Annotated in this window: 22 protein-coding genes; 10 read left to right on the top strand and 12 right to left on the bottom strand. The window is 64.1% G+C overall.

The features are described from left to right. Positions 1-2 precede the first annotated feature (2 nt). The 5 genes from parE to X265_RS18190 all read left to right on the top strand — a co-directional run bounded on the left by parE (position 3) and on the right by X265_RS18190 (position 6,250). The gene (gene parE / locus X265_RS18210) at positions 3-2,051 is read left to right on the top strand and encodes a DNA topoisomerase IV subunit B (protein ID WP_128966052.1); all 2,049 of its coding nucleotides are present in this window, start codon (positions 3-5) and stop codon (positions 2,049-2,051) included. Between the two features lie 426 nt (positions 2,052-2,477). Then, on the top strand, positions 2,478-3,260 hold the full coding sequence (locus X265_RS18205) for an outer membrane protein (RefSeq protein ID WP_164938653.1): 783 nt from the start codon (positions 2,478-2,480) through the stop codon (positions 3,258-3,260). A gap of 242 nt (positions 3,261-3,502) precedes the next feature. Beyond that, positions 3,503-5,074 (top strand): outer membrane protein, encoded by a 1,572-nt coding sequence (locus X265_RS18200; protein WP_128966050.1) that lies wholly within the window; start codon positions 3,503-3,505, stop codon positions 5,072-5,074. Positions 5,075-5,272: 198 nt separating this feature from the next. Further along, positions 5,273-5,458: a hypothetical protein gene (locus X265_RS18195; RefSeq protein ID WP_128966049.1), complete on the top strand. Its 186-nt coding sequence runs from the start codon at positions 5,273-5,275 to the stop codon at positions 5,456-5,458. Positions 5,459-5,479: 21 nt separating this feature from the next. Beyond that, positions 5,480-6,250, top strand: coding sequence for an SDR family NAD(P)-dependent oxidoreductase (locus X265_RS18190; protein WP_128966048.1), 771 nt, complete (start codon positions 5,480-5,482; stop codon positions 6,248-6,250). A 92-nt stretch (positions 6,251-6,342) separates the two neighbouring features. Here the strand turns inward: X265_RS18190 and X265_RS18185 are convergent, their stop codons facing one another. After that, entirely contained in the window at positions 6,343-7,107 is a 765-nt protein-coding gene (locus X265_RS18185; protein WP_128966047.1) for an outer membrane protein, read from the bottom strand. A 163-nt stretch (positions 7,108-7,270) separates the two neighbouring features. Further along, on the bottom strand, positions 7,271-8,539 hold the full coding sequence (locus X265_RS18180) for an FAD-dependent oxidoreductase (protein WP_128966046.1): 1,269 nt from the start codon (positions 8,537-8,539) through the stop codon (positions 7,271-7,273). A gap of 119 nt (positions 8,540-8,658) precedes the next feature. On the opposite strand from X265_RS18180, the gene X265_RS18175 reads away from it, so the two are divergent. After that, positions 8,659-8,943 carry a hypothetical protein gene (locus X265_RS18175; protein ID WP_128966045.1) on the top strand — a complete coding sequence of 95 codons (285 nt, stop codon included), beginning with the start codon at positions 8,659-8,661 and terminating at the stop codon, positions 8,941-8,943. Positions 8,944-8,980: 37 nt separating this feature from the next. Here the strand turns inward: X265_RS18175 and X265_RS18170 are convergent, their stop codons facing one another. After that, a complete protein-coding gene (locus tag X265_RS18170) occupies positions 8,981-10,501 on the bottom strand; it encodes a caspase family protein (RefSeq protein WP_128966044.1) in 1,521 nt (506 codons plus the stop codon). Between the two features lie 188 nt (positions 10,502-10,689). On the opposite strand from X265_RS18170, the gene X265_RS18165 reads away from it, so the two are divergent. The 4 genes from X265_RS18165 (at position 10,690) to fabA (ending at position 15,233) form a co-directional block, all read left to right on the top strand. Further along, complete coding sequence (locus X265_RS18165; RefSeq protein ID WP_128966043.1) at positions 10,690-11,652, top strand: helix-turn-helix transcriptional regulator; 963 nt, start codon at positions 10,690-10,692, stop codon at positions 11,650-11,652. Between the two features lie 282 nt (positions 11,653-11,934). Next, complete coding sequence (locus X265_RS18160; protein WP_128966042.1) at positions 11,935-13,419, top strand: DEAD/DEAH box helicase; 1,485 nt, start codon at positions 11,935-11,937, stop codon at positions 13,417-13,419. 131 nt (positions 13,420-13,550) lie between these two features. Then, the gene (locus X265_RS18155) at positions 13,551-14,618 is read left to right on the top strand and encodes a GGDEF domain-containing protein (RefSeq protein WP_128966041.1); all 1,068 of its coding nucleotides are present in this window, start codon (positions 13,551-13,553) and stop codon (positions 14,616-14,618) included. Positions 14,619-14,702: 84 nt separating this feature from the next. Beyond that, complete coding sequence (gene fabA / locus X265_RS18150) at positions 14,703-15,233, top strand: bifunctional 3-hydroxydecanoyl-ACP dehydratase/trans-2-decenoyl-ACP isomerase (RefSeq protein ID WP_128966040.1); 531 nt, start codon at positions 14,703-14,705, stop codon at positions 15,231-15,233. A gap of 55 nt (positions 15,234-15,288) precedes the next feature. On the opposite strand, the gene X265_RS18145 is transcribed toward fabA, so the two are convergent. The 9 genes from X265_RS18145 to X265_RS18105 all read right to left on the bottom strand — a co-directional run bounded on the left by X265_RS18145 (position 15,289) and on the right by X265_RS18105 (position 24,108). Continuing rightward, the gene (locus tag X265_RS18145) at positions 15,289-15,717 is read right to left on the bottom strand and encodes a TfoX/Sxy family protein (RefSeq protein ID WP_128966039.1); all 429 of its coding nucleotides are present in this window, start codon (positions 15,715-15,717) and stop codon (positions 15,289-15,291) included. Positions 15,718-15,902: 185 nt separating this feature from the next. Continuing rightward, positions 15,903-16,301, bottom strand: a complete 399-nt coding sequence (locus tag X265_RS18140; protein ID WP_083514086.1) for a HesB/IscA family protein — start codon at positions 16,299-16,301, stop codon at positions 15,903-15,905. A 49-nt stretch (positions 16,302-16,350) separates the two neighbouring features. Beyond that, positions 16,351-16,722, bottom strand: coding sequence for an SUF system Fe-S cluster assembly protein (locus tag X265_RS18135; protein ID WP_092229105.1), 372 nt, complete (start codon positions 16,720-16,722; stop codon positions 16,351-16,353). Continuing rightward, on the bottom strand, positions 16,719-17,966 hold the full coding sequence (locus tag X265_RS18130) for a cysteine desulfurase (protein WP_128966038.1): 1,248 nt from the start codon (positions 17,964-17,966) through the stop codon (positions 16,719-16,721). Before X265_RS18130 ends, X265_RS18135 begins: the two co-directional genes overlap by 4 nt. Beyond that, complete coding sequence (gene sufD / locus X265_RS18125; protein WP_128966037.1) at positions 17,963-19,285, bottom strand: Fe-S cluster assembly protein SufD; 1,323 nt, start codon at positions 19,283-19,285, stop codon at positions 17,963-17,965. Before sufD ends, X265_RS18130 begins: the two co-directional genes overlap by 4 nt. Before the next feature lie 12 nt (positions 19,286-19,297). After that, positions 19,298-20,047: a Fe-S cluster assembly ATPase SufC gene (sufC, locus tag X265_RS18120; RefSeq protein WP_128966036.1), complete on the bottom strand. Its 750-nt coding sequence runs from the start codon at positions 20,045-20,047 to the stop codon at positions 19,298-19,300. A gap of 64 nt (positions 20,048-20,111) precedes the next feature. After that, positions 20,112-21,608: a Fe-S cluster assembly protein SufB gene (sufB, locus tag X265_RS18115; RefSeq protein ID WP_128966035.1), complete on the bottom strand. Its 1,497-nt coding sequence runs from the start codon at positions 21,606-21,608 to the stop codon at positions 20,112-20,114. A 112-nt stretch (positions 21,609-21,720) separates the two neighbouring features. Further along, positions 21,721-22,860, bottom strand: coding sequence for a cysteine desulfurase family protein (locus X265_RS18110; RefSeq protein ID WP_128966034.1), 1,140 nt, complete (start codon positions 22,858-22,860; stop codon positions 21,721-21,723). Positions 22,861-22,911: 51 nt separating this feature from the next. Further along, entirely contained in the window at positions 22,912-24,108 is a 1,197-nt protein-coding gene (locus tag X265_RS18105; protein ID WP_128966033.1) for an acyltransferase family protein, read from the bottom strand. Positions 24,109-24,215 lie beyond the last annotated feature (107 nt).

Here is a 24,215-nt window from a genome sequence, read left to right as displayed (position 1 = left end):
ATATGTCCAAGCGGTTGAAAACCAAGGCTAAAGACGATTTATTCGACGGCAATGAGCCGAAGGGGCGCGCCAGCAGCGCGAAGGCGGCGCCGCGCGCGAGCGGCGGAGAAGCCGACTACACCGCAGCCGACATTGAGGTGCTCGAGGGCCTGGAACCGGTGCGGCGCCGTCCCGGCATGTATATCGGCGGCACCGACGAAAAGGCGCTGCATCACCTCTTCGCGGAAGTGATCGACAACTCGATGGACGAGGCGCTGGCCGGACATGCGACCTTCATCAGTGTCGAGCTCTCCGCAGACGGCTTCCTGACCGTCACCGACAACGGCCGCGGCATTCCTGTCGATCCGCACCCGAAGTTCCCGAAGAAGTCGGCGCTCGAAGTCATCATGTGCACGCTGCATTCGGGCGGCAAGTTCGACAGCAAGGTCTACGAGACCTCGGGTGGTCTGCACGGCGTCGGCATCTCCGTGGTGAACGCCCTCTCCTCGCGCCTCGAGGTCGAGGTCGCGCGCAGCCAGAAGCTCTACCGCATGTCGTTCGAGCGTGGGCACCCGAAGGGCAAGCTCGAGGATCTCGGCAAGGTCAACAACCGCCGCGGCACCCGCGTCCGCTTCAAGCCCGACACCGACATCTTCGGCGCGAAGGCCGTGTTCAAGCCGCAGCGCCTGTTCAAGATGACGCGCTCCAAGGCGTATCTGTTCGGCGGCGTCGAAATTCGCTGGAACTGCGCACCCGAGCTGCTCAAGGGCATCGAGGACGTGCCGGCGGAAGCCACGTTCCACTTCCCCGGCGGCCTCAAGGACTATCTGGCCGCCGCAATCCACGCCGACACGCTGGTGCATCCCGATATCTTCTCCGGCAAGTCCGGCCGCAACGGCGCGCACGGCGCCTGCGAATGGGCCGTGGCCTGGACCGCGGACGCAGACGGCTTCCTCTCCTCCTACACCAACACGGTGCCGACGCCGGATGGCGGCACGCACGAATCCGGCCTGCGCAGCGCGCTGTTGCGTGGCCTGAAAGACCACGCCGAACGCGTCGGCCAGGGCAAGCGCGCTTCGTCGATCACCTCCGAAGACGTGATGGTGGGCGCGGCCGTGATGCTCTCGGTGTTCGTGCGCGAGCCTGAATTCCAGGGTCAGACCAAGGATCGCCTCGCCACCGCCGAAGCACAGCGCATCGTCGAACAGGCGATGAAGGATCCGTTCGACCACTGGCTGTCGGGCAATCCGAACATGGCCAACCGGCTGCTCGACTTCGTGATCGACCGCGCCGAGGAGCGGCTGCGCCGGCGCCAGGAAAAGGAAACCGCGCGCAAGACCGCCGGCAAGAAGCTGCGCCTGCCCGGCAAGCTCGCCGATTGCACCGATGCCGGCACCGAAGGCTCCGAGCTCTTCATTGTCGAGGGCGACTCGGCCGGCGGCAGCGCCAAGCAGGCGCGCGACCGCAAGACCCAGGCCGTGCTGCCGCTGCGCGGCAAGATTCTCAACGTCGCTTCCGCGGGCAAGGACAAGCTGACGGCGAACGCCCAGCTCTCCGATCTCGTGCAGGCCATCGGCTGCGGTACGCTCGCGCAGTATCGTGAGGAGGATCTGCGCTATCAGCGCATCATCATCATGACGGATGCCGACGTCGACGGCGCGCATATCGCTTCGCTGCTGATCACCTTCTTCTACCGTCAGATGCCGCGCCTGATCGACGAGGGCCACCTCTTCCTCGCGGTGCCGCCGCTCTACAAGCTGACCCACGGCACCAAATCGGTCTACGCGCGCGACGACAAGCACAAGGACGAGTTGATCAAGAGCGCCTTCAACGCCAACGCCAAGGTCGAGGTGAACCGCTTCAAAGGCCTCGGCGAGATGATGCCGGCGCAGCTGAAGGAAACCACCATGGATCCGTCCAAGCGGACGCTGCTCAAGGTGGTGCTGCTTGCGGATGACCGTGACACCACCGCGGATTCGGTCGAGCGGTTGATGGGCACCAAGGCCGAGGCGCGCTTTGCCTTCATCTCCGACAAGGCTGAATTTGCCAGCGAGGAATTACTGGACGTCTGAAGGCAGGATTTGCGCTCAAGAGCCCCGGCCCGCGTCCGGGGCTTTTTCGTTTGAGGGCCGAGACTGCCGCTTGCGGGTAATTCTGATCCGCAAATGATCCGCTCTCTGGCGCGACTCGGCCAACGACTCACGGGATCGACCTCGGAGAATGGGCTGAAGCCGGATTGCCTCCGTTTCGAACAAGGGCGACTTCCTAACGAAGACTTACCCGGACAAGGGAGTCGAGAAATTGCACAAGTCATTGAAATTTCGTGCAATTTACAGGGTGACGCCACAGCGTCGCCAAACCCGGCCGGCGGGCGTTTTCCGGCGACTGTGCCTGCCCTGCAACAGCATTTCGGCGAGAACCGTCTATAGTTCAGGCATCAGATCACACGGACTTCAGTGCGCTCGCGCCTGCTACGAACCAAGGTTGGGGATTTCATCATGAAGAAGATTGTGCTCGCACTGACCGCGGTTGCTGCGCTGACCGGTTCGGCCTCGGCGGCTGACCTTGCGGCCCGTCCGTACGTGAAGGCTCCGATGGCGGCTCCCGTCGCCAACTGGACCGGCTTCTACATCTTCGGCGGCGGCGGCGGCGGTCTCTCGAACGCCGACCAGCATGTCCAGACCACCGGCACCAACACCGCGCTGACCATCGACCAGCGCCAGGGTGGTTCGGGCTGGTTCGGCACCGTCGGTCTCGGTTACGACTGGCAGTTCAACAGCACTTGGGTCGCCGGCGTGTTCGCTGACGGTCAGTTCGGCAGCATCCGCGCCACCATCCAGGATCCGACCGTCGGCATCACCGGCAACCAGAAGCTGGAAGACTCCTGGGCCGCCGGTGTGCGCCTCGGCTGGCTGGTCGCCCCGAACGTTCTCTCCTACGTCAACGGCGGTTACTCTGGCGCTCACTTCGGCAGCACCAGCTTCATGACCCTGGCTGGCGTTCCGGCCGGCATCCACCTGAACGGCTACAACCGCAACGGCTGGTTCATCGGCGGCGGCGTCGAGAACAGCCTGAACATCTTCGGCATCACCTCGCCCGGCTGGTTCATGAAGACCGAGTATCGTTCGGCCTTCTACAACGCCAAGACCTCGAACGAGCTGGTCGACGGCACCAACGCCCTGGTCGGTCGCGACATCCGCGCCAACAGCTGGAACCAGACGATCTCGACCTCGCTGGTCTATCGCTTCAACTGGACCGGTCCGGTCGTCGCCAAGTACTGAGCTGAACTGAATTTCACTTCAGACGTCAAAGCCCCGGGCATCGCCCGGGGCTTTTGCGTTGTTGCGGGCATCGACACCGAAACGCGCCCTCGCGCCCCCATGGTGACACCGGCGGGCAAAGTCGAAAGACGTCGCAACAGCCCCTACCCCGCTTCTCGTCTTGTTGCCGGCCGGTAACAGCCATTTCGACGGAATCTTCCTATGGTTCCCGCACATCGGCTGTGGAAGGCAGGGAATTGGAAATGAGACAGAAGTTCGTCGTCGCACTCGCGGCAATCGCGGCTTGTTCAGGATCCGCCGAGGCGGCCGATCTCGCGGCCAGGCCCTATGTGAAGGCTCCCATCGCGTCTCCGACCGCGTGGACCGGCTTCTACGTCTTCGGCGGCGGTGGCGGCGGTCTCTGGAATGCCGACAGCAATGTGGTCGACAACGGAGCCGGGTTTGGTATCGGAACGCCGCTGACCCGTGATGAGCGGCTCGGTGGCAGCGGTTGGTTCGGCACCGTCGGCCTCGGTTACGATTGGCAATTTGGCAGCCGCTGGGTCGCCGGCGTGTTCGCTGACGGCCAGTTCGGAGAGATCCGCGGCTCGCTGTCTGATACCAACGGGGTCTTCGAAGGCCGCGAGAAGCTCCGCACGAGCTACGCCGCAGGCGCGCGACTCGGCTACCTCGTGGCCCCGAACGTCTTGTCCTATGTGAACGCCGGCTATTCCGGCTCTGAATGGTCCGGCGTGGGCTTGTCGTCTCTGTCCGTCCTCCCGGGAACCACGACCGACCCGCTCACCTCCACCCCCTCGTTCCATCGCAATGGCTTCTTCGTCGGCGGCGGCGTCGAGAACAATCTCAACATCCTGGGCATCAATGCGCCGGGTTGGTTCATGAAAACTGAATATCGATCCGCCTTCTACGACCGCACCACGTTGGCGGAGACCTGCACGGCCGCCGGCGCTGCGCTCGGCTGCGGAGGCGGGGTTGCCGGGGCGCCAGCGGGCGCTGCCCTCACCTTCAAACCGTGGGTGCAAACGATCAGCACGTCGCTGGTCTACCGCTTCAACGACAAGGGCATGCCTGCGACTGCAGAAGACCTCGCTCCGCGTCTCTACGCCAAGGCTCCCGCGACCTTTGCCGGCCCGAACTGGACCGGGTTCTACATCTTCGGCGGCGCCGGCGGCGGACTCTGGGCGGCGGACAGCAGCATCGAGACCACCGCGCCGCCCGTGATGCAGATCATGCGCGATCAACGCCTCGGCGGCAGCGGCTGGTTCGGAACGGTCGGCGCCGGTTACGATTGGCAATTCGCCGGCAATTGGGTCGCGGGCGCGTTTGCGGACGGCCAGTTCGGCGACATCAGAGGCTCCCTCACCCAAACCTTCATGGCCAATGCAGAGGGGACCGAGAAGCTTCGCACCAGCTACGCAGCCGGCCTGCGGCTCGGCTATCTCGCCGCTCCGAACGTCCTGTCCTACGTCAATGCGGGCTATACGGGCTCGGAGTGGTCGGGCACCACGCTGAACTCGCTGTTCCTGCCCACCACGCCCTTGTACACGGCTCCTTCGTTCCATCGCGACGGCTGGTTCGTCGGCGGCGGCGTGGAGAACAGCCTGAACATCTTCGGCATAGCCACGCCGGGCTGGTTCATGAAGACGGAGTACCGGAGCGCCTATTATGATCGCACTTCGCTGCCACTGACGTTCACACCCAACTTCGGCGGCGCTCCGAGCGGCATGTCCGTCACCTTCAAACCCTGGGTGCAGACCATCAGCACCTCGCTTGTGTATCGCTTCAACGCCGGGCCAGTGGTCGCGAAGTATTGAGCCGGTCAGCCTGAACAGCGGAAGCCCCGGCCCGGTCCGGGGCTTTTTCTTGACTCGATCGGCCACACTGCCTTTCGCGGCCCTAGGTCCAGCATTGTATCTGCACCGAAGCTACGGCTAGTCTTGCGGAAGTTTTCGTGACCTGCGGCGATCGCTTGCCGCAGGCCGCGACAGAAGCCGTCCAATGGGGAGGAATGCATGCGCAGATTTCTGCTTGTCGCAGGCCTGTTTGCCCTCGCCGTCGGGCTGCTCTGGATCGGACAGGGCACCGGCACCATCGCCTGGCCGCGATCGAGCTTCATGATCAACCAGCTGCAATGGGCCGGCTACGGCGCCGCCATGGCAGGCTTCGGGCTGGTGCTGATCTGGCAAAGCAACCAATAGAAGAAACCAGGACGTGAAAGCATGACATCCAACCGGTTCGATCTCCGCGGCAAAGTCGCGATCGTCACAGGCGGCAATGGCGGCATTGGGCTCGGGCTCGCGCATGGGCTGGCCGACGCCGGCGCCGATATCGCCGTGATCGGACGCAATGAAGCCAAATCGGCGGCAGCCGTCGCCGATCTCAGGGCACGCGGTGTGAAGGCGATATCGGTCACCACCGACGTCACCGACAAGGCGGCGGTCGCCGCCATGATCGACCGCGTCGTCAGGGAGCTCGGCCGCATCGACGTTCTGATCAACAACGCCGGCATGAGCATCCGCAAGCCGCCGCACGAGCTCGAGCTCGACGAGTGGAACAAGGTGATCGACACCAACCTCACCAGCGCTTTCGTCTGCTCGAAACTGGCGTATCCGGCGCTCAAGGCATCCGGCAACGGCAAGGTGATCAATATCGGCTCGATGATGTCGATCTTCGGTGCGAGCTTTGCGACCGCCTATGCCGCGAGCAAGGGCGGCATCGTGCAGTACACGCGCGCCTGTGCCAATGCCTGGGCACCCGATAACATCCAGGTCAATGCCATCCTGCCGGGCTGGATCGACACCGATCTCACCCGGGGCGCGCGCAAGCAGGTGTCGGGCTTGCACGAGCGCGTGCTGGCGCGCACGCCCGCGGGGCGCTGGGGCGACATCGACGATTTCGCCGGCATCGCCGTGTTCCTCGCCTCCCCAGCCTCGAACTTCGTCACGGGGACCGCGATCCCCGTCGATGGCGGCTTCTCGATCATGGCCTGAGGCGCAACCGCGCCGCACACAAAAAAGAAGCCCCGGTGGAAGCCGGGGCTTTTAATGTGGTCGTGACTTTTCTTCGATTGGTCGTTTGTTGCTCAGTAGCGCGCGATCACTGGCGCGTCGAACTTGTAGCTGGCGCGCACGACGGCCCATTGGATATCGCGCGGCTTGGCATCGAAGGTGTAGTTACCCGCGGTGCCGCCGAGCTGATAGGTCTGGCTGCCGAACGCCGCGTAATTGTACTCGAGGCCGACGATCCAGTTGCGGGTGATGCCGTACTCCCAGCCGGCGCCCACGGTCCAGCCATTGGCCCAGTGAGTCTGACCGCCGGTGCCCGTCACGACGGGGTCGGTCACCGAGAGCCTGTTGTTCACGCCGGCGTAGCCGCCCTTGATGTAGAAGAGGTTGTTCTGAACCGCGAAGCCGGCGCGACCGACGACGGTGGCAAGAACGTTGGCGCGCCAGGAGAAGACATCGTTGGCGGGGCCGAAAGCAGTGTTCCTGAACGAACCCTTGTTGTCGAGGCCGGAGATCGTCCCTTCCATGCCGAACACGTAGTTGTTGGCCTGCCAATTGTAGCCGATCTGGGCGCCGCCCATGACACCCGAGTTGCGCTGGCGATAGCCCTGGCCCGGCGTCAGATCGCCGAACGCCGCACCCGTGCCGTTGTTGATGAACTGCTCGTTGGTCCAGGCGCCGCCGATATGGCCGCCGACATAGAAGCCGGTCCAGTTGAACAGCGGCTCGATATAGGCGGGAGCCTTGGTGTAGGGACGCGCGGCGAGATCGGCGGCGGAAGCAGCACCGGTCGTAACCAGAGCGGTCGTGCAGGCGAAGGCGGCAATCAATTTGTTACGCATGGTACACCCCGTGTCCTTTGATGGGCGCACGCTCACACGCAGTTCTTACTCAAATTTGAATCAAGAAAGTTAAGGCGCCGGATTGGCCGGGGACGTTCCTAGAATCCGTCTGCGCTGTTGCTCGCGCGCAACGCGGAAAGCGCAATTTAACGCGACATTATCCCTACCGGATCCCTGCGCTGGGATTGCGGCGCGGCGAATGCACGTGCTCGGGCCGGACGCCGATCGCAATGAAGCGCGCCGGGATACGCTGAAGCCACGGCAGGGCGGTGATCAGCCGCACGATCAGCGGCACCTTGAGCGGCCGATCGCCACCCTTCAGCGCGCCGCTGATGATGTTGTTCTGCACGACCACCTGCATGGCCTGCGTCATCTTCACGGGGAACGCGCGGCGTCGCCTGACGGCATCGAGCTCATCCTCGGTGGGGCAACCGCGGCTCAATTTGTCCGCAAGCAGGTTCGCGGTCGCGACCGCGTCCTGCACAGCCAGATTGACGCCGACGCCGCCGACCGGCGACATCGCATGCGCGGCATCGCCGATCAGAAGCAATCCGGGTCGCGTCCAGCGTTTCAAGCGATTGATGGCGACCGTCAGCAATTTGACGTCGTCAAAACTCTTCACCTCGGCGATGCCCTGCTTGAGGATCGGCGCCATGCGCACGACGTCGTCGAGCAGCGCCGGCAACCCCCTCGCCTTCACCGCATCATATTGCCCCTTGGCGATGACATAGGCGCATTGCCAATAGTCGCCGCGATCGAAGGTGACCATCATCTTGCCGGTTTCGACACGCGCGAACAAATTCTCGCTCTGGTCGGGCGTTCGTCCCACCCGGAACCACAATACATCCATCGGCGCGCCGATCTCCTCCACGCTGAGCCCCGCACGCTCGCGCACCGTCGAGTGCCGGCCGTCACAGGCGATGGTGAGATCGGCCTCGATGTCGACGATGCCATCGGGCGTCGTGGCGCGCACGCCGGCGATGACCTCGCCGTGGAGGATCAGGTCGACGGCTTCCGTGTTCATCAGCACCTTGAGCGAGGTGAAGCGCTTACCGGCCTCGCGCAGGAAATTCAGGAAATCCCATTGCGGCATGAAGGCGATGAACGGGTACTTCGTATGTAGCCGGCGCAAATCGGCGATCCGTACCTTGCTGCCGCCGATCAGGCCGTCCAAGGTCTGCAGGCGCTGATGCGGCAGCCTGAGAAAGCCGTCGATCAAGCCGAGTTCGTCCATCACCTGAAGCGTCGAAGGATGCACGGTGTCGCCGCGAAAGTCGCGGAAGAAATCGGCGTGCTTCTCCAGCACCACGACATCGATGCCGGCCCGTCCGAGGAGATAGCCGAGCATCATGCCGGCGGGGCCCCCGCCAACGATGCAACACCGGGTTCTCACGGAGTGACGCGGGGTCCGCTGTGGCGTATCTGCTTCCATCCGATCCTCGCCTACGACCCTTGTCCGCCTGCGATAGAACAAGTCCGAGCTGGTTGACTGGGTTTCCGAGTGACCGTCCCGTCGTCGACAGTTTCGGCTGACTTGAGGATGATCTTGCAGTGCGCACCCTGCTCATAGTGCTTGGCATCTGGTTGCTGATCAACGTGCTTTTTGTCGTGATCATGCTGCCGCCGCGCAGGTCGCGCGGTCCGTATCCGCGCAAAACCGGCGCGCTTGCGCCGGTGCCGATCGATCAGCGCGGCTCTCCCTTTGAGGAACAGGAGAAGTTCCTGCTCAGCCACGTCATCATCTCGATCGCCATGGGAGCGTTTTTCTCGCTCGCGCCGCCTTTGATCGAGGCCTTCGACTGGCTCAAGCGCTTCTTGCGCAAGCCTCGCGCATAACGGGGCGGCATCCGCCTGCCCGGGTTCCAGGCACGGCTCAATTGTTGCTGCGGTTCGCGGTCCGGAACGTCTTGACCTCGGATACGCTGCCGTCCCGATAAGTCAGTTCGACGGACATGAACTGCGTCGCTGCTGGCAGCTTCTCATAGAGCTGCATGCCGGCAGTGATGGCAGACGGATCGCGCAGATCGCAGGGCGGCAGTTTCAGCACCTTGTCAGGCACCGCCGTGTCGATGCCGATCCGCGCTTCGCGGATCGCGCAGCGATACGACAGCAGATGGGAATAATAGACCAGCAGGCCGTTGAACTGGCGGAACGAGAGCCAGCTCGTGGCGGTCATGTCGAGGATCTTGCGCTGATCGCGGATCAGCGCGGCTTCAGGGTCGAACTTGATCGGGAACGGGCCCTGCATGTCGCCGGCGGCGTCGACGTAGCGAACCTCGATGGTGCCGGCCTGCGCATCCGCAGGCAGCTCGATCGAGGGGTTCGGCATCCGCTTGCGTGTGCGCGGATCGAGGGTGTCCATGAAACCGGTCTCGCGGAAATCGCTATTGCCTGCCATGCGCCAGGAAATGCCGACCGTGGGATCGGCGAAGGAGAACGTCACGCTCCAGCCGCCGTTGTGGCGCGAGAAGCTCGCGATCGGCGCGTTGGTGGTCTCCTCCCGCGGCACGCGCGGCACCGAGACCGGCGGCAGCGCGGCGACCTTCTGCGGCGGCGAATCGGCCGGTCGCGCAGCGGTTGCTGCGTCCTTGGCCGCACCGCTGAGGAAAACGTCGTCGACCATCTGGTCGAAATAAACCGGCACCTGCTTGTGCTTGACGGTGTCGGCCATCTCGCTGACCAGGCGGCGCGTGTGCTGCGCGACCTGCACGAGGTTTTCGCCGGGCTGCAGCAGCTCCTTGGCGAAGGTGCGCGTGAACACCGAATTGGGATTTGAATCGTCGTTGGAAAGCCGATCGAGCGCGGTCTGGCGCGGGCCGGCGGAGAACACCGAGAACACGCCCTCGGGCAATTGCGTCATCGGCGCAAGCCCGCCGCCGCCGGCGACCGCGCGCGTACCCGATCGTTCGAACGGATTGTTGCGGCAGGCATCGAACACCAGGATCGAGGTGCGTGCCTTCTTGTTCTGGAGACGCTCCACCACGCGATCCGCCAGAATGGAGGCATCGCGCACCAGCTCTTCCTGGCCTTCGGTCGCCGCCGGCACGTCGGTCGGCAGCAGATAGTTCTGGCCCGCGATCTCGAAGCCGTGGCCGGCATAGAAGAAGAACGCGGTGTCGCCGGGCTCGATGGCCCGGTCGAAGGCAAGCAGCGTCTCGGTAAATTGCTGACGGTTCTGGTTTTCGGCGACCATCACCTGGAAGCCGAGCTGCTTCAGCGTGTCGCCCATGGTGCGGGCGTCGTTCACGGCCTTCAGGAGTTTTGGAACGTTCTTGTAGTCGTTGTTGCCGACGACGAGCGCGACGCGCTTTTCGGCATGTGCGGCGCCTGTGACACCGCTGAGGCTCGCCGCCAGGCCGAGCACTGCCAGAGTCCTCAAAAACCGCCGCGTCATCGTGACATTCCCCTTCAGAACGGCTCGCCCGCTTCCCGGCGGAACCCTGCGCCGTCGATGTGATAGTCGGTCCAATTGCATCGAGGGTTCAACCGCGCGGAGCTTGTCCATTCGCCATCTCGCCTATGGCAGATTCCCGCGGAATCTGCTCATTCTTGCGGGCATTCCATTGGGGACGAGGGGCTACCGTGTATCGCTGGTGCACCGACGAGGTCGAGCCGCTCGAACGCTTCGATTATTGGCGCGAGGTTCGCGCCAAGGGGCTGTTCGGGGTTACGGCGGAACTCGATCGCGAACGGCGCGGCGACTTCCATGGTGAGTTCTCGCTGAGCCAGGTCGGCGGCGGCGGACTGGTCGAGCTGAAAGCCTCGTCATACGCGGTCGAACGGAGCCATGCCGACATCGACCGCGCGCCGGGTGACAGCATCTGCGTCTACCAGCAGCTCGGTGGCGGCGGCTGGTTCGGCGGCATGCGCTCCAGCGATTTCGCGATCGCCAATGGCAGCTTCGCAACCAGCCACACCGACCTGCCCTACCGCACCAGGCCGTTGGGCGCTTCAGGCTTCCACCTGCGCATCCTGAAGATCCCCGTCCGCGGCCTTGCAACCCAGGACAAGCGCATGCGCGAGCTTGCACCAAAACCTTTTAGCGATCCCGCTCTGCACGCCCTGCTCGATGCCTGCTTTGCCGATCTCGGCGAGGCGGCCGCGAACGAAGCCTCCTCCGACTCCGCGCCGCTGGTGCAGGCGCTGGGACATTTGGCGCTGATCGAGCGCGGCATCGTCAGGCCGGGCAGCCGGCGCGGACAGGCCGCGCTCCGGACCGCCCGCTTGTCGCTGGCGCGGCGCCTGATCGCCCGCCATTTGCAGGACCCCGATCTGGCGCCGACGCGAGTGGCCGATCTGCTCGGCGTTTCCGTGCGCCATTTGCACATGCTGTTCGAGGCGGCGGAGCGCAGCTTCTCCCAGACGGTGACCGAGGAGCGGCTGAAGCGAAGCCGCCTCTTGATGCGCGAAGCGCCGGAGCGGCTGATCGCCGACATCGCCGCCGCCTGCGGCTTCGAGAGCCTGGCGACGTATTACCGGGTCTTCAACGCCGCCTATGGCATGGCGCCCGGCGATTTTCGGACCAAGGCCGCAGGGTTGCGTTAACCACCCGCCCGGCCGCTTGCTGCCGAAAAGCCAAGCCGCGCCCGTGATTTGAGCGAAAACCTTAGGGTTTTTAGGGTCTTCCCGCGCCCGCTCCATTGACTTTGGCGGATTCCTCCCTATGTTCCGGGTCGACGCGGCTCAGATCGAAGAGCGATTCCTGAGCCTTGCGCTTTGTTCGCGTGAGTCAGCACCCCCAGCTTCTTTGAGAGCGCGCCGTTTCGGGGTGGAACGCGACAGCCTTTTTACCCTCGATTCCGAACGGCGGTTTCGACCAGAGGCTCAATGTCCTTTTCCAATCTCGGACTGTCCGAAAAAGTCCTCGCCGCAGTGGCGGCCACCGGTTACACCAACCCCACCCCTATTCAGGAACAGGCGATCCCTCACGTCCTCGCACGCAAGGACGTGCTCGGCATCGCCCAGACCGGCACCGGCAAGACCGCAGCCTTCGTGCTGCCGATGCTCACCATCCTCGAGAAGGGTCGCGCCCGCGCGCGTATGCCGCGCACGCTGATCCTGGAGCCGACCCGCGAGCTTGCGGCGCAGGTGAAGGAAAACTTCGACCGCTACGGCGCAGGCCAGAAACTCAACGTCGCCCTGCTGATCGGCGGCGTCTCCTTCGGCGACCAGGATGCCAAGCTGACGCGCGGCGTCGACGTGCTGATCGCCACCCCGGGCCGTCTGCTCGACCATACCGAGCGCGGCGGCCTGCTGCTCACCGGCGTCGAGCTGCTCGTCATCGACGAAGCGGACCGGATGCTGGACATGGGCTTCATCCCCGACATCGAGCGCATCTGCAAGCTCGTCCCGTTCACGCGGCAGACCCTGTTCTTCACCGCGACCATGCCGCCGGAAATCCGGCGCATCACCGAGGCCTTCCTGCACAATCCGCAGAAGGTCGAGGTCTCCAAGCCCGCCACCACCGCCGTCACCGTGACGCAGTCGCAGGTGCCCGCCGGCCGCGAGGCGCATGAGAAGCGGGAGCTGCTGCGCCGCCTCTTGCGCGAGGCCAAGGATCTCAAGAACGCGATTATCTTCTGCAATCGCAAGCGCGAGGTCGCGATCGTTCACAAATCGCTTCAGAAGCACGGCTTCAGCGTCGGCGCGCTGCACGGCGACATGGACCAGCCCGCCCGCATGGCCGCGCTCGACCAGTTCCGCAAGGGCGAGCTGCCCCTCCTCGTCGCCTCCGACGTCGCCGCCCGCGGCCTCGACATTCCCGAGGTCAGCCACGTCTTCAATTTCGACGTCCCTCATCATGCGGACGACTATGTGCACCGGATCGGCCGCACCGGCCGCGCCGGCCGTACCGGCACCGCGATCTCGATCGTGACGCCGCTCGACCAGAAGTCCATGGCCGCGATCGAGAAGCTGATCGGCCAGAGCATCCCGCGCGCCGAGGGCGACTACGAAATCCACGCGGAAGCCGGCGATTCGGCCGAGCGCCCGCGCGAGCAGCGCGGCCGTGAGCGTTCCCGCGGCGGACGCGGCAAGTCGCCCCGTGAACGCGGCCAGCGCGGCCACGATCGTGAACGCAGCCACGAGCCGCGCGGCGAGACCCGGTCTTCAACCGAAGCGCGGCCGGCACGCGAGGCGAGGCCGTCGTCGGAGCCACGTCACGGCTCCCGCCCCCAGGGCAATCATTCGCATGTGCCGTCGATCGGTCGCCCCGAGCCGCGCCGCCAACGCGAGGCCGACACCGAGCCCGGCGATCATTCGCATCTCCCCGCGTTTCTGCTGCGCCCGGTCCGCTCCCCGGCCGGCGCCTGACACCGCGATACACGCCTGAGTTGAACGGCCGAACGTTTACCGACCGTTCATCATCGTCCGTTAGCCTACGAACATAATTTAAAAGCATTGCTGCGGTCGATGGGCGCATCGACCGCCGTGGGGTATGTTCTGTGGTCAAAGTGCTCGATGAACACGAACGCACGATGGCGTTCGCCGAGGTGGCGCTCGGTCAGATCCGGTCGCTGAAGCAGACCGCAATTCCCCGCAATTACGAGATCTGGTACGTCTACGCGACCGGCTACAACGCACCGCTCAACAAGATCATCAACGAGACGCTCGCGCGCCACGGCAAGCTGACCGAAGCCGATCTCGAGCAGATCTACGACACCTATCTCTCCCATATCAAAACGACCGACCGTATCGACAAGGTCGGCGCGCGCGTGATCGGCGAGATCGACGACGTCATGACGGTGTTAAGCAACGCACTCGGCATGACCGGCACCTACGACGCCAGCCTGTCGGGCGCCAGCGAGCAACTCTCCTCGGCGAGCAGCCGCGAGCAGATCAAGGCGATCGTCGAAGCGCTGTTGCGCTCGACCGGCGAAATGCGCGAGACCAACAAGGCGCTGGAAGACCGGCTGACCCTGTCGAAGAACGAGATCAGCAATCTCCAGCAGAGCCTGGAAGCGATCCGCGCCGAGAGCCTGACCGATCCCTTGACCGGTCTCGGCAACCGTAAATATTTCGACCGCATGATCGGCATGGCCGTGCAGAGCGCGCTTGCCGGCGACGAGCCGCTCTCGCTGCTGCTGCTCGACATCGACCATTTCAAGTCGTTCAACGATTCCTATGGCCACCTCACCGGCGATCAGGTGCTGCGGCTGGTCGGCCTGTCGCTGAAGCAGACCATCAAGGGCCAGGACATCACGGCGCGCTACGGCGGCGAGGAGTTCGCGGTGGTGCTGCCCAACACCGCGCTGCGCCAGGCTCTCACCGTCGCCGACCACATCCGCCGCGCCGTAATGGCGAAGGAGTTGAAGAAGAAGTCGACCGGCGAGATCCTCGGCCGCGTCACCATTTCCGTTGGCGTATCGATGCTGAAGCAGGGCGACGACACCGACGCGCTGATCGAGCGCGCCGATGCCTGCCTCTACGCGGCCAAGCGCAATGGCCGCAACCGCGTGATCTGCGAAGCCGATCCGGAATACGCGGTCGAGACGCATAACCAGGTGGCATGACGCGCGCGGCGCACCGCCGCCGCTTGACATTGCAACCTGACGAGCAACATCTTCCTCGCCGCCTGCGCAGCGAGGACCATCGTCGTGCCCAATCCCCATGATTTTCACACGCCGCAGCCGTCCTACAGCAAGGACGAGCTGCTGAGATCGAGCGAAGGCGGCTATTTCGGGCCGGGCAACGCGCAATTGCCGGCGCCGCCGATGCTCATGATGGACCGGATCACCGAGATCAGCCTGAATGGCGGCGAATTCGGCAAGGGCCACATCGTCGGCGAGCTCGACATCGTGCCGGATCATTGGTTCTTCGACTGCCACTATCGCGGTGACGCGATGATGCCGGGAAGTCTGGGCCTGGACGCGATGTGGCAGATGATCGGCTATTGGCTCGGCTGGTCGGGTTCGCCGGGCAAGGGCCGCGCCATCGGCGTCGGCGAGGTCGAGGTGACGGGAGCGGTCACGCCGGAAACACGATCAGTGCGCTACGAGGTCGCCATGCGCATGGTCCGGCGCGGCAAGCTCGTGCTCGGAATTGCCGACGGTCGCGTGGTTGCGGACGGTGTCTGCGTCTTCGTCGCAAAGGACATGCGTGTTGGCCTGACCAAGGCCGCGGATTGAGATCTCGTAGCGTTGGCAAAGGCGCGCAAGCGCCGTGCCCGCGATCTCGACCTGATTATTTCGAACCGTGCGCACGTTTCGCTTTACCCACCCTACGCACCGTCTTCTTGGCAGCCTTCTTCGCTAAGGACTTCTTCGCCGCAGCTTTCTTCTTCGGCCGCTTCTTCACCTTGGCGCGCTGGGCGGCGGCAAGCGCCGCCCTCGCCCATTGCGCCAGCTCCTGGGAATCGTCGAACAGACGCGCCGGCAGCTCCCAATAGGAATTCACCAGCACGGTCTTGGCGCGGGTCGAATACTGGAACGGCTTTGAGCCTTCCGCTTCAAAGTCGGGGATCGTCTGCTCGTCGGCGCGGAGGAACAGGCCGGCACGCAGGGACAGCGCGAAATTGATGCCGTCGGCGGAGATGCCGTAACCGGAAAACATCTTGCGGATTGTAACCGGGCCAAAATCGGCGAACAGGTCGATCAGGAATTCGCGGTCCATGGCCCAACTCTCCCCCCATCGTCGTCCCTGCGAACGCAGGGACCCATAACCACAGGGAGCAGTTTAGCGAAGACTGGTAGTCGCGCCAGCATAGTGCTCACACCGCATGTCACGGAGAGACCACGCGGTAATGGGTCCCTGCGTTCGCAGGGACGACGGCGGAGCGAAGAAGCGTGAGACGAGGCCTACCCGTCGATCTTGGCGGGACGCAGTTCGACAGACTCGCCGCAGCCGCAGGCGGAGATCTGGTTGGGGTTGTTGAAGACGAACTGGGCCTGCATCTTGTCGGCCTTGTAGTCCATCTCGGTGCCGAGCAGAAACAGCACGGCCTTGGGATCGACCAGGATCTTGACGCCCTTGTCCTCGACGACCTCGTCGGTCGGGCGGATCTCGTGGGCATATTCGACCGTGTAGGACTGGCCGGCACAGCCGCCGTTCTTCACGCCGACGCGCAGGCCGACGATCTCGGAGTCCGCACGCTGCGTCAGCTCGCTGATGCGCTGGGCTGCGGCGTCCGTTAGCCGCATCACCTGAGGGCGCGGACGCCGGGGCTTTGGTGTCGAAGCTGGTGTCGCCTGGGTCATGTTATTTATTTGGTCCGTTCCGAAGCGAATTCAATGCGAGCAGAGACCGTCACCACATGTTGAGTACGAGGCGGGCCTCGTCGCTCATGCGCTCCGGCGTCCAGGCCGGCTCCCAGACGACCTTGACGTCGACCACGCCGACGCCGGGGACGCTGGCGACCGCATTCTCGACCATGGTCGGCAGCTCGCCGGCAGCCGGACAGTTCGGCGTCGTCAGCGTCATCTGCACGTCGACGGAACGATCGTCCTTGATCTCGACCTTGTAGATCAGGCCGAGCTCGTAGATGTCCGCCGGGATTTCCGGGTCGAAAACGGTCTTGAGCCCGGCGATGATCTCACGCGTCAGCCGCTCGGTCTCCTCCGGCGGCAACGCCGAATGGGTTTCCATCGGATTGGCTTTGATTTCGGCCGTGTCACTCATGCGAACAAATCCCGCGCCTTGAGCAGCGCCTGTGCCAGATGATCGACTTCTTCCCGCGTATTATACATGCCGAACGAGGCCCGGCAGGTCGCGGTCACGTTGAACCGTTCTAAAAGCGGCATCACGCAATGGGTGCCGGCGCGAACAGCGATACCCTGACGATCGATCACGGTCGCGACGTCATGGGCGTGCGCGCCCTTGAGCTCGAAGGAGATCACCGGTCCCTTGCCGCGGGCCGTGCCGATCAGCCGCAGCGAATTGATCTCGCGCAGGCGATCCTGGGCATAGGCCGTGAGATCGTGCTCGTGCGCGGCGATGCGCTCCTTGCCGATCGAATTGACGTAGTCGATGGCGGCACCAAGACCTACCGCTTCGACGATCGCGGGCGTGCCCGCCTCGAATTTGTGCGGAGGATCGCCATAGGTGACAATCTCGCGCGAGACCTCGCGGATCATCTCGCCGCCGCCATTATAGGGGCGCATTGCGACGAGGTGATCGTACTTGGCCCAGAGCACGCCGATGCCGGTCGGACCGTACACCTTGTGCCCGGTGAAGACGTAGAAGTCGCAGCCGATGTCCTGGACATCGACCGGCAGATGCACCGCACCCTGGCTGCCGTCGACCAGCACGGGAATGCCGCGCGCGTGGGCGATCTTCACGACATCCTTGACCGGGACGATGGTGCCGAGCGCGTTCGACATCTGCGTGATCGCGACCAGCTTCGTCTTCAAGGTCAGCAGCTTCTCGAACTCGTCGATGAGGAAATTGCCCTCGTCGTCGACGGGCGCCCACTTGATCACGGCGCCCTGGCGCTCCCTGAGGAAATGCCAGGGCACGATGTTGGAGTGGTGCTCCATGATCGAAAGGACGATCTCGTCGCCCTTCCCGATGTTCGGCCCGCCCCAGGACGAGGCGACCAGGTTGATCGCCTCGGTGGCATTGCGGGTGAAGATCACTTCTTCCGTACGGGGCGCGTTGATGAACTGCGCCACCTTGGTGCGACCACCCTCATAGGCTTCCGTCGCGGCATTGGCGAGGTAATGCAGGCCGCGATGCACGTTGGCGTATTCGCTCGTATAGGCCTGCGTCATGCGCTCGAGCACGGCGCTCGGCTTTTGCGCGGAGGCGGCGTTGTCGAGATAGACCAGCTTCTTGCCGTAGACCTGCATGGCGAGCGCCGGAAAATCCTGGCGCACGCGCGCGACGTCATAGGCCCCGTTCTCGACCGCAGGATGCGTGCTCATGACCGCCGCTCCAGCCAGCGCTCGGCGATGCCGATCACGTGCTCACGGAGGCCATCGTCCGCGATCTGCTCGATCGCCTCACCGACGAAGGCCTGGATCAGCAGCGCCTGGGCCTGCTTCTCCGGCAGGCCGCGAGCCTTGAGGTAGAACAGCAGACTGTCGTCCAGCGCGCCGGCGGTGGCGCCGTGGCCGCAGGAGACGTCGTCGGCAAAGATCTCGAGTTCGGGCTTGTTGTCGGCCTCGGCTTCGTCCGAGAGCAGAAGCGCCCGGGTCATCATTTTGCCGTCGGTCTTCTGCGCATCGGGACGGACGATGATGCGGCCCTGGAACACCGAATGGGCGCGATCGTCGATGACAGCGCGGAAAGTCTCGCGGCTGACGCAGTTCGGCACGGCGTGATCGACCACCAGCGTGGTGTCGCCATGCTCGGTCTTCTGCAGAAGGTTGACGCCGTTGGCCGAGAGCTCGCTGCCCTCGCCCGCCAGCGTGATGAAGCCCTGCAGGCGGCTGACGGCTGCGCCCGTCGTCATGTTGAAGAAGTTCAGCTTCACGGCGGCGCCGACGGTGACGAAGTGCGAGGAGACATTCACCGCGTCAGGCGCATCATCCATCAGGCGGATATGCGCGACGTCGGCATCGTCGCCGATCCAGAGGATCACCGCGTCGTTGACCTGGTAGCCGCTCGCCTTGCCGGCCGCGACGAAGGTCTCGACAACAGTGGCGCGGGCGCCCTTGCCAATCCGCAGATGCGAGCGGGTGAAGGCGGACGCGCCCGCCGCCGTCGCGATATGCATGAGCTGGATCGGCGCCGATAGACGGGTGCCGTCGGCCACCGAGACCACGACGCCGTCGGTCGCCATGGCCGCATTGAGCGAAATCATCGCATCGGTCGACGTGGTCCGGAGGAGATCGCCGGCGGAGGGATTGGCCTCATTCGCGAGCATCTCGCGCAGCGTCTTGAGGCTGACCTCGGATGCGAGCGCCCTGACGTCAGACAGATCGGCTGCGAACACGCCGTCGACCAGCACCAGCTTGCGGGCGCCGGCAATCGCATGCGCCTTCACGGCCTCAGTGGCGAGCTTCAGCGCGGCTGTATCCGGCACCGCTGCCAGCGGCAGCACCTCGCCGACCAGCGCGCGCAGGTCGGTGTATTTCCATTCCTCGATTCGGCGATGCGGCAGACCGAGACGCTCATAGGTCTCGAACGCCTCGCGGCGCACTGCTGCCACTCCCGGCGAACCCGGCAGGCGGCCTTCGGCGCTGGCGAAGAAATCGCTCACGGCGCGGCCCTTTCCGGTCTTTGCCACAGCAACGTTCATTGCAACCAATCCTTACGCGTCCTCGAACTGGGCGTAGCCGGACGCTTCCAGCTCCAGCGCCAGATCCTTGGCGCCGCTCTTCACGACCCGCCCCTTGGACATCACGTGCACCACGTCGGGCACGATGTAGTTGAGCAGCCGCTGATAGTGGGTGATGACGACCATCGCGCGCTTTGGCGAGCGCAGCGCGTTGACGCCGTCGGCCGCGATGCGCAGCGCGTCGATGTCGAGGCCCGAATCCATCTCGTCGAGGATGCACAGGCTCGGCTCGAACAGCGCCATCTGCAACACCTCGTTGCGCTTCTTTTCGCCGCCGGAGAAGCCGACATTGACGCCGCGCTTGAGCATGTCCTGCGGGATGTTCAGCGACTTCGAGACCTCGCGGACCTTCTTGAGGAAGTCCGGGGTGGAGTATTCATCCTCCCCGCGCGCCTTGCGCTGGGCGTTCAGCGCCGTGCGCAGGAAATTCATGGTGGCGACGCCGGGAATCTCGACCGGATACTGGAACGCCAGGAACACGCCCTTGGCGGCGCGCTCGTCCGGCGACATCTCCAGGAGGTCTTCGCCCTTGAACAGGATCTGGCCGTCGGTGACTTCATAACCAGGCTTGCCGGCGATGACGTGCGAGAGCGTCGACTTGCCGGAGCCGTTCGGCCCCATGATCGCGTGCACCTCGCCTTCGTTCACGGTCAGCGTCAGTCCGTGGAGGATCTCACGCTCCTCGACACGAACCTTGAGGTCTTTCACTTCAAGCAAAGCCATCTTGGTATCCAGTTTATTCAGATGATGTTGGAGCGCGAGGCGCGCGCCGCCGGGTGGTCGGCAATCAGCCGACCGACCCTTCAAGCGAAATCGAGATCAGCTTCTGCGCTTCCACCGCGAACTCCATCGGCAGTTGCTGCAGCACGTCCTTGACGAAGCCGTTGACGACGAGGCCGACGGCCTCTTCCTGGCTGAGCCCGCGCTGGATGCAGTAGAACAGCACGTCCTCGGAGATCTTGGAGGTCGTCGCCTCGTGCTCGAACGTCGCCGAGGAGTTCTTGGCCTCGATGTAGGGCACGGTGTGTGCGCCGCATTTGTCGCCGATCAGCAGCGAGTCGCAGGCGGTGAAGTTGCGCGCCCCTAGCGCCTTGCGGTGCGCGGTGACGAGACCGCGATAGGTGTTCTGCGACTTCCCGGCGGCGATGCCCTTGGAGATGATGCGGCTCGACGTGTTCTTGCCGAGATGGATCATCTTGGTGCCCGAATCGACCTGCTGGAAGCCGTTCGAGATCGCGATCGAGTAGAACTCGCCACGTGAATTATCGCCGCGCAGGATGCAGCTCGGATATTTCCAGGTGATCGCCGACCCCGTCTCGACCTGGGTCCAGGAGATCTTGGAATTGGCACCGCGGCAATCGCCACGCTTGGTGACGAAATTGTAGATGCCGCCCTTGCCTTCCGAATTGCCGGGATACCAGTTCTGCACCGTCGAATATTTGATCTCGGCATCGTCATGGGCGACGAGCTCGACCACGGCGGCGTGCAGCTGGTTCTCGTCGCGCTGCGGCGCGGTGCAGCCTTCGAGATAGGAGACGTAGGCGCCCTTGTCGGCGATGATCAGCGTGCGTTCGAACTGGCCGGTGTTGCGCTCGTTGATGCGGAAATAGGTCGACAGCTCCATCGGGCAGCGCACGCCCGGCGGCACGTAGACGAACGAGCCGTCGGAGAACACCGCCGAGTTCAGCGTCGCGTAGAAATTGTCAGAGGTCGGCACCACCGAACCCAGATATTTCTGCACGAGTTCAGGATGCTCGCGGATGGCTTCCGAGATCGGCATGAAGATCACGCCGGCTTTCTTCAGCTCGGCCTTGAAGGTGGTCGCAACCGAGACCGAATCGAACACGGCATCGACCGCGATCTTGCGACGGGCCGGGTCTTCCTCGCCCACCTTGGGCTCGATGCCTTCGAGCATGGCGACTTCCCGCAAGGGAATGCCGAGCTTCTCGTAGGTCTTCAGGATCTCCGGGTCGATCTCATCCAGTGACGAGACCGTCTTCTTCGGCTTCGGCGCCGCGTAATAGTAGAGATCCTGGAAATCGATCTTGGGATAGTCGACGCGGGCCCAGGTCGGCTCCTGCATGGTCAGCCAGCGCCTGTAAGCCTCCAGCCGCCACTGGAGCATCCAGTCGGGTTCGTTCTTCTTCTGCGAGATGAACTTGACGATCTCTTCCGACAGCCCCTTGGGGGCCTTCTCGGAGTCGATCAGGGTCTCAAACCCATAACGATACTGGTCGACGTCGATGCGCTTCACGCGCTCGACCGTCTCTTGTACGGCTGGCATTCCATCCTCCGCTCGCGGTTTCAAGGACCGCGGTGGATCAAACTCGGACTAATATTACGATGTTTCTGTGCGGAAAGCACGGCTTAGAACCGTTCAAGCCGTGTTTCGTCGCTTAGGGCTTAAGTAGGCTATTACCGAGCTTTCGCCAAGCCTCTAACGCCCTATTGATGTCCTCAGGTTCCGTGGACCAGCCCAGACTGAGACGCACCGCTCCCTGGGCCACGGCGGGGTCAAATCCCATCGCCGAGAGCACGTGGGATGGCTGGACCTTTCCGGAGGAACAGGCCGACCCGGACGACACCGCCACGCCTTCGAGGTCGAAGCCGATCACGGCGGTTTCGGCCTTCAGGCCGGGAGCCGTGAACAGAACGGAATTTGGCAACCGATCCACGTCCTTTGACAAGATCGTTGCGCCAGCGATCGCGCAAAGGCCTTTTTCCAAGTCATATCTTAGGCTTGACATCCGTTTCGCATCCTCCGGCAGAGCCTGAAGGGCAGCTTTCACCGCCGCGCCGAAGGCTGCAATCCCGGCAACATTCTCGGTTCCGGCGCGCCGATTGAGCTCCTGCCCGCCGCCGCGCAGGATCGGCTCCAACCCGGCGAGCCCTTCGCTGACCACCAACGCGCCCACGCCCTTGGGGCCGCCGATCTTGTGCGCAGAGAAGCTCGCAAGGTCCGCGCCCACCTGGTTAATATTGAACGCAATTTTGCCGAGTGCCTGGATCGAATCGACGTGCAGGAGGCCTCCGGCCTCGTGGACAACCAGCGCAGCGTCCGCCACCGGCTGGAGCGCTCCGGTTTCGTTGTTGGCGGCCATGATCGAGACGAGTGCCGGAGAGCCGCCCGCGAGCAGTTCCCGCAGGTGATCCAGATCGACCACGCCGGCGCGTGTGACCCGGATTTGGTTGATGCTCTCTGCGGGAAACCGGCCGCCTGCCAGCACGGAGGCATGCTCGATTGCAGAAACCAGGAGCCGCTGCACCGGCTCGCCCGACCGGCCGCGCAGGCCGGGCGACAGCGCCAGCGCATTGGCCTCGGTTCCGGAGGACGTGAAGACGACGTTCCGCGGCCGCGCGCCGACCGCCGCTGCCAGCGTAGCGCGGGCCTCCTCGACCCACCGCCGCGCCTCCCGTCCCTCGGCATGGACCGAGGACGGATTGCCGATCAGCTCGTAGGCGGCCAGCATCGCCGCGCGTGCTTCGGCGCGCAGCGGTGTGGTCGCATTCCAGTCGAGATAGACGCGGCTTGACATGGCGCCCTCTTAGCACCTTTTGCCCCCGCGCCAATCGCGCGCCGCTGCACGTCAGGCCGGCTGTTGCTGCGCAATCCCTGCCGGGGAACGCAACACCATCCGTAGCCCGAACAGCGGACGCAGCCAGCCGATCCGCCGCACGATCTCGTAAGTCGCCGCACAGGTCAGCGCGGTGCCTGAGATCACGATCGCGGCCTCGCTTGCGGCGGAGAGCCCGCTGCCCTGCAGAGCATGCGCGATCATGATGATCGCGGTCTGGTGCACGATGTAATAGGGAAAGATCGCATCGGTCAGATAGCGGCGCACGGGGCCATCATCGGCCGTCAGATGGCGCCGCGCAACGCCGAGCACCGCGACCATCGCCAGCCATTGGTAAGAGCCATAGGCCGAGCCGGCGAACCATTTCGGCACCGACGACGGCGCGAGCAAGCCGGCATAGACGAGGACGAAGATGCCGAAACAAGCGGCCGCGATTGTCAGCGCCAGCCACCGCTGCCGCTCGACGTCGTGCCAAAAGCCCTCCTGGCGCGCGAGCAGGAAGCCGATCAGGAACGCGCTTGCATAGTCCGCGTGGTTGTACCAGTCACCGAACAGTGCGTGTGTCGAGGGGAAGATCGGCGCGAGGAAGAGCCGCCAGGCCGCGAACAACAGGCACGGCAGCACCAGCAGCCATCGCCCGGTAAGGACGGCCGCCAACCGCTCACCGATCCAGTCGGCGGCCGCTGGCCAGAGCAATAGCACGCCAGTCAGGGCCATCGTGTAGACCCAGAGATAGACCACGAACCAGAGATGGTTCCAGGTTGGTTGCACGATGCAGGGATTCGGACAGAATTGCGCGCTGAACAGCAGATAATGGTGAAGGTAATAATCGGCGAAACCGGCGGGATAGCCGAGCGCCTCGACAATCTGGAGATAAGATTGCGGCGGCACGATCACGAGCATGCCAAACATCAGGGGTATCAACAGGCGCACCGACCGCGCCCGCGCGAAGGCGCCGAGCCGGACCGTGCCCAGCATGAAGCGGCTCGCGACGCCGGAGACCAGGAACAGCAACGACAGCCGCCAGGGATTGAGCACCAGCATCACCGGCTCGAGCCAGGTCAGCCGGTGCGCGCTCTTGATGTGAAATCCCCAGGACACGTAGAGCATGCCGACGTGGTAGAAGATCAGCAGTCCAAAGGCTAAAATCCGCACCCAGTCCAGATCGATACGTCGTTCCTGGTTTGATGCTTGCTGTGGTGTTGACATGGGTTTCTGCTCCGTAACGGGACGACATCAGTGGTTTTCGGGCCATGGCTGACGGCCAAAATGCGCCGGAGACGGAGCGCGTCGAGACGGTTTGGGATCGGGATCGA

Origin of the sequence: Bradyrhizobium guangdongense (genome assembly GCF_004114975.1) — a bacterium.
Lineage (GTDB): Bacteria > Pseudomonadota > Alphaproteobacteria > Rhizobiales > Xanthobacteraceae > Bradyrhizobium > Bradyrhizobium guangdongense.
Note: the sequence above shows the minus strand (reverse complement) of the source record. Positions and strands in the feature narration are given on the sequence as shown.

Bases quoted from the DNA above. Each gene is read 5' to 3' on its own strand.
- parE (WP_128966052.1), top strand. From the start codon at position 3: ATGTCCAAGCGGTTGAAAACCAAGGCTAAAGACGATTTATTCGACGGC.
- X265_RS18205 (WP_164938653.1), top strand. From the start codon at position 2,478: ATGAAGAAGATTGTGCTCGCACTGACCGCGGTTGCTGCGCTGACCGGT.
- X265_RS18200 (WP_128966050.1), top strand. From the start codon at position 3,503: ATGAGACAGAAGTTCGTCGTCGCACTCGCGGCAATCGCGGCTTGTTCA.
- X265_RS18195 (WP_128966049.1), top strand. From the start codon at position 5,273: ATGCGCAGATTTCTGCTTGTCGCAGGCCTGTTTGCCCTCGCCGTCGGG.
- X265_RS18190 (WP_128966048.1), top strand. From the start codon at position 5,480: ATGACATCCAACCGGTTCGATCTCCGCGGCAAAGTCGCGATCGTCACA.
- X265_RS18185 (WP_128966047.1), bottom strand. From the start codon at position 7,107: ATGCGTAACAAATTGATTGCCGCCTTCGCCTGCACGACCGCTCTGGTT.
- X265_RS18180 (WP_128966046.1), bottom strand. From the start codon at position 8,539: ATGGAAGCAGATACGCCACAGCGGACCCCGCGTCACTCCGTGAGAACC.
- X265_RS18170 (WP_128966044.1), bottom strand. From the start codon at position 10,501: ATGACGCGGCGGTTTTTGAGGACTCTGGCAGTGCTCGGCCTGGCGGCG.
- X265_RS18160 (WP_128966042.1), top strand. From the start codon at position 11,935: ATGTCCTTTTCCAATCTCGGACTGTCCGAAAAAGTCCTCGCCGCAGTG.
- X265_RS18145 (WP_128966039.1), bottom strand. From the start codon at position 15,717: ATGGACCGCGAATTCCTGATCGACCTGTTCGCCGATTTTGGCCCGGTT.
- X265_RS18140 (WP_083514086.1), bottom strand. From the start codon at position 16,301: ATGACCCAGGCGACACCAGCTTCGACACCAAAGCCCCGGCGTCCGCGC.
- X265_RS18135 (WP_092229105.1), bottom strand. From the start codon at position 16,722: ATGAGTGACACGGCCGAAATCAAAGCCAATCCGATGGAAACCCATTCG.
- X265_RS18130 (WP_128966038.1), bottom strand. From the start codon at position 17,966: ATGAGCACGCATCCTGCGGTCGAGAACGGGGCCTATGACGTCGCGCGC.
- sufD (WP_128966037.1), bottom strand. From the start codon at position 19,285: ATGAACGTTGCTGTGGCAAAGACCGGAAAGGGCCGCGCCGTGAGCGAT.
- sufC (WP_128966036.1), bottom strand. From the start codon at position 20,047: ATGGCTTTGCTTGAAGTGAAAGACCTCAAGGTTCGTGTCGAGGAGCGT.
- sufB (WP_128966035.1), bottom strand. From the start codon at position 21,608: ATGCCAGCCGTACAAGAGACGGTCGAGCGCGTGAAGCGCATCGACGTC.
- X265_RS18110 (WP_128966034.1), bottom strand. From the start codon at position 22,860: ATGTCAAGCCGCGTCTATCTCGACTGGAATGCGACCACACCGCTGCGC.
- X265_RS18105 (WP_128966033.1), bottom strand. From the start codon at position 24,108: ATGTCAACACCACAGCAAGCATCAAACCAGGAACGACGTATCGATCTG.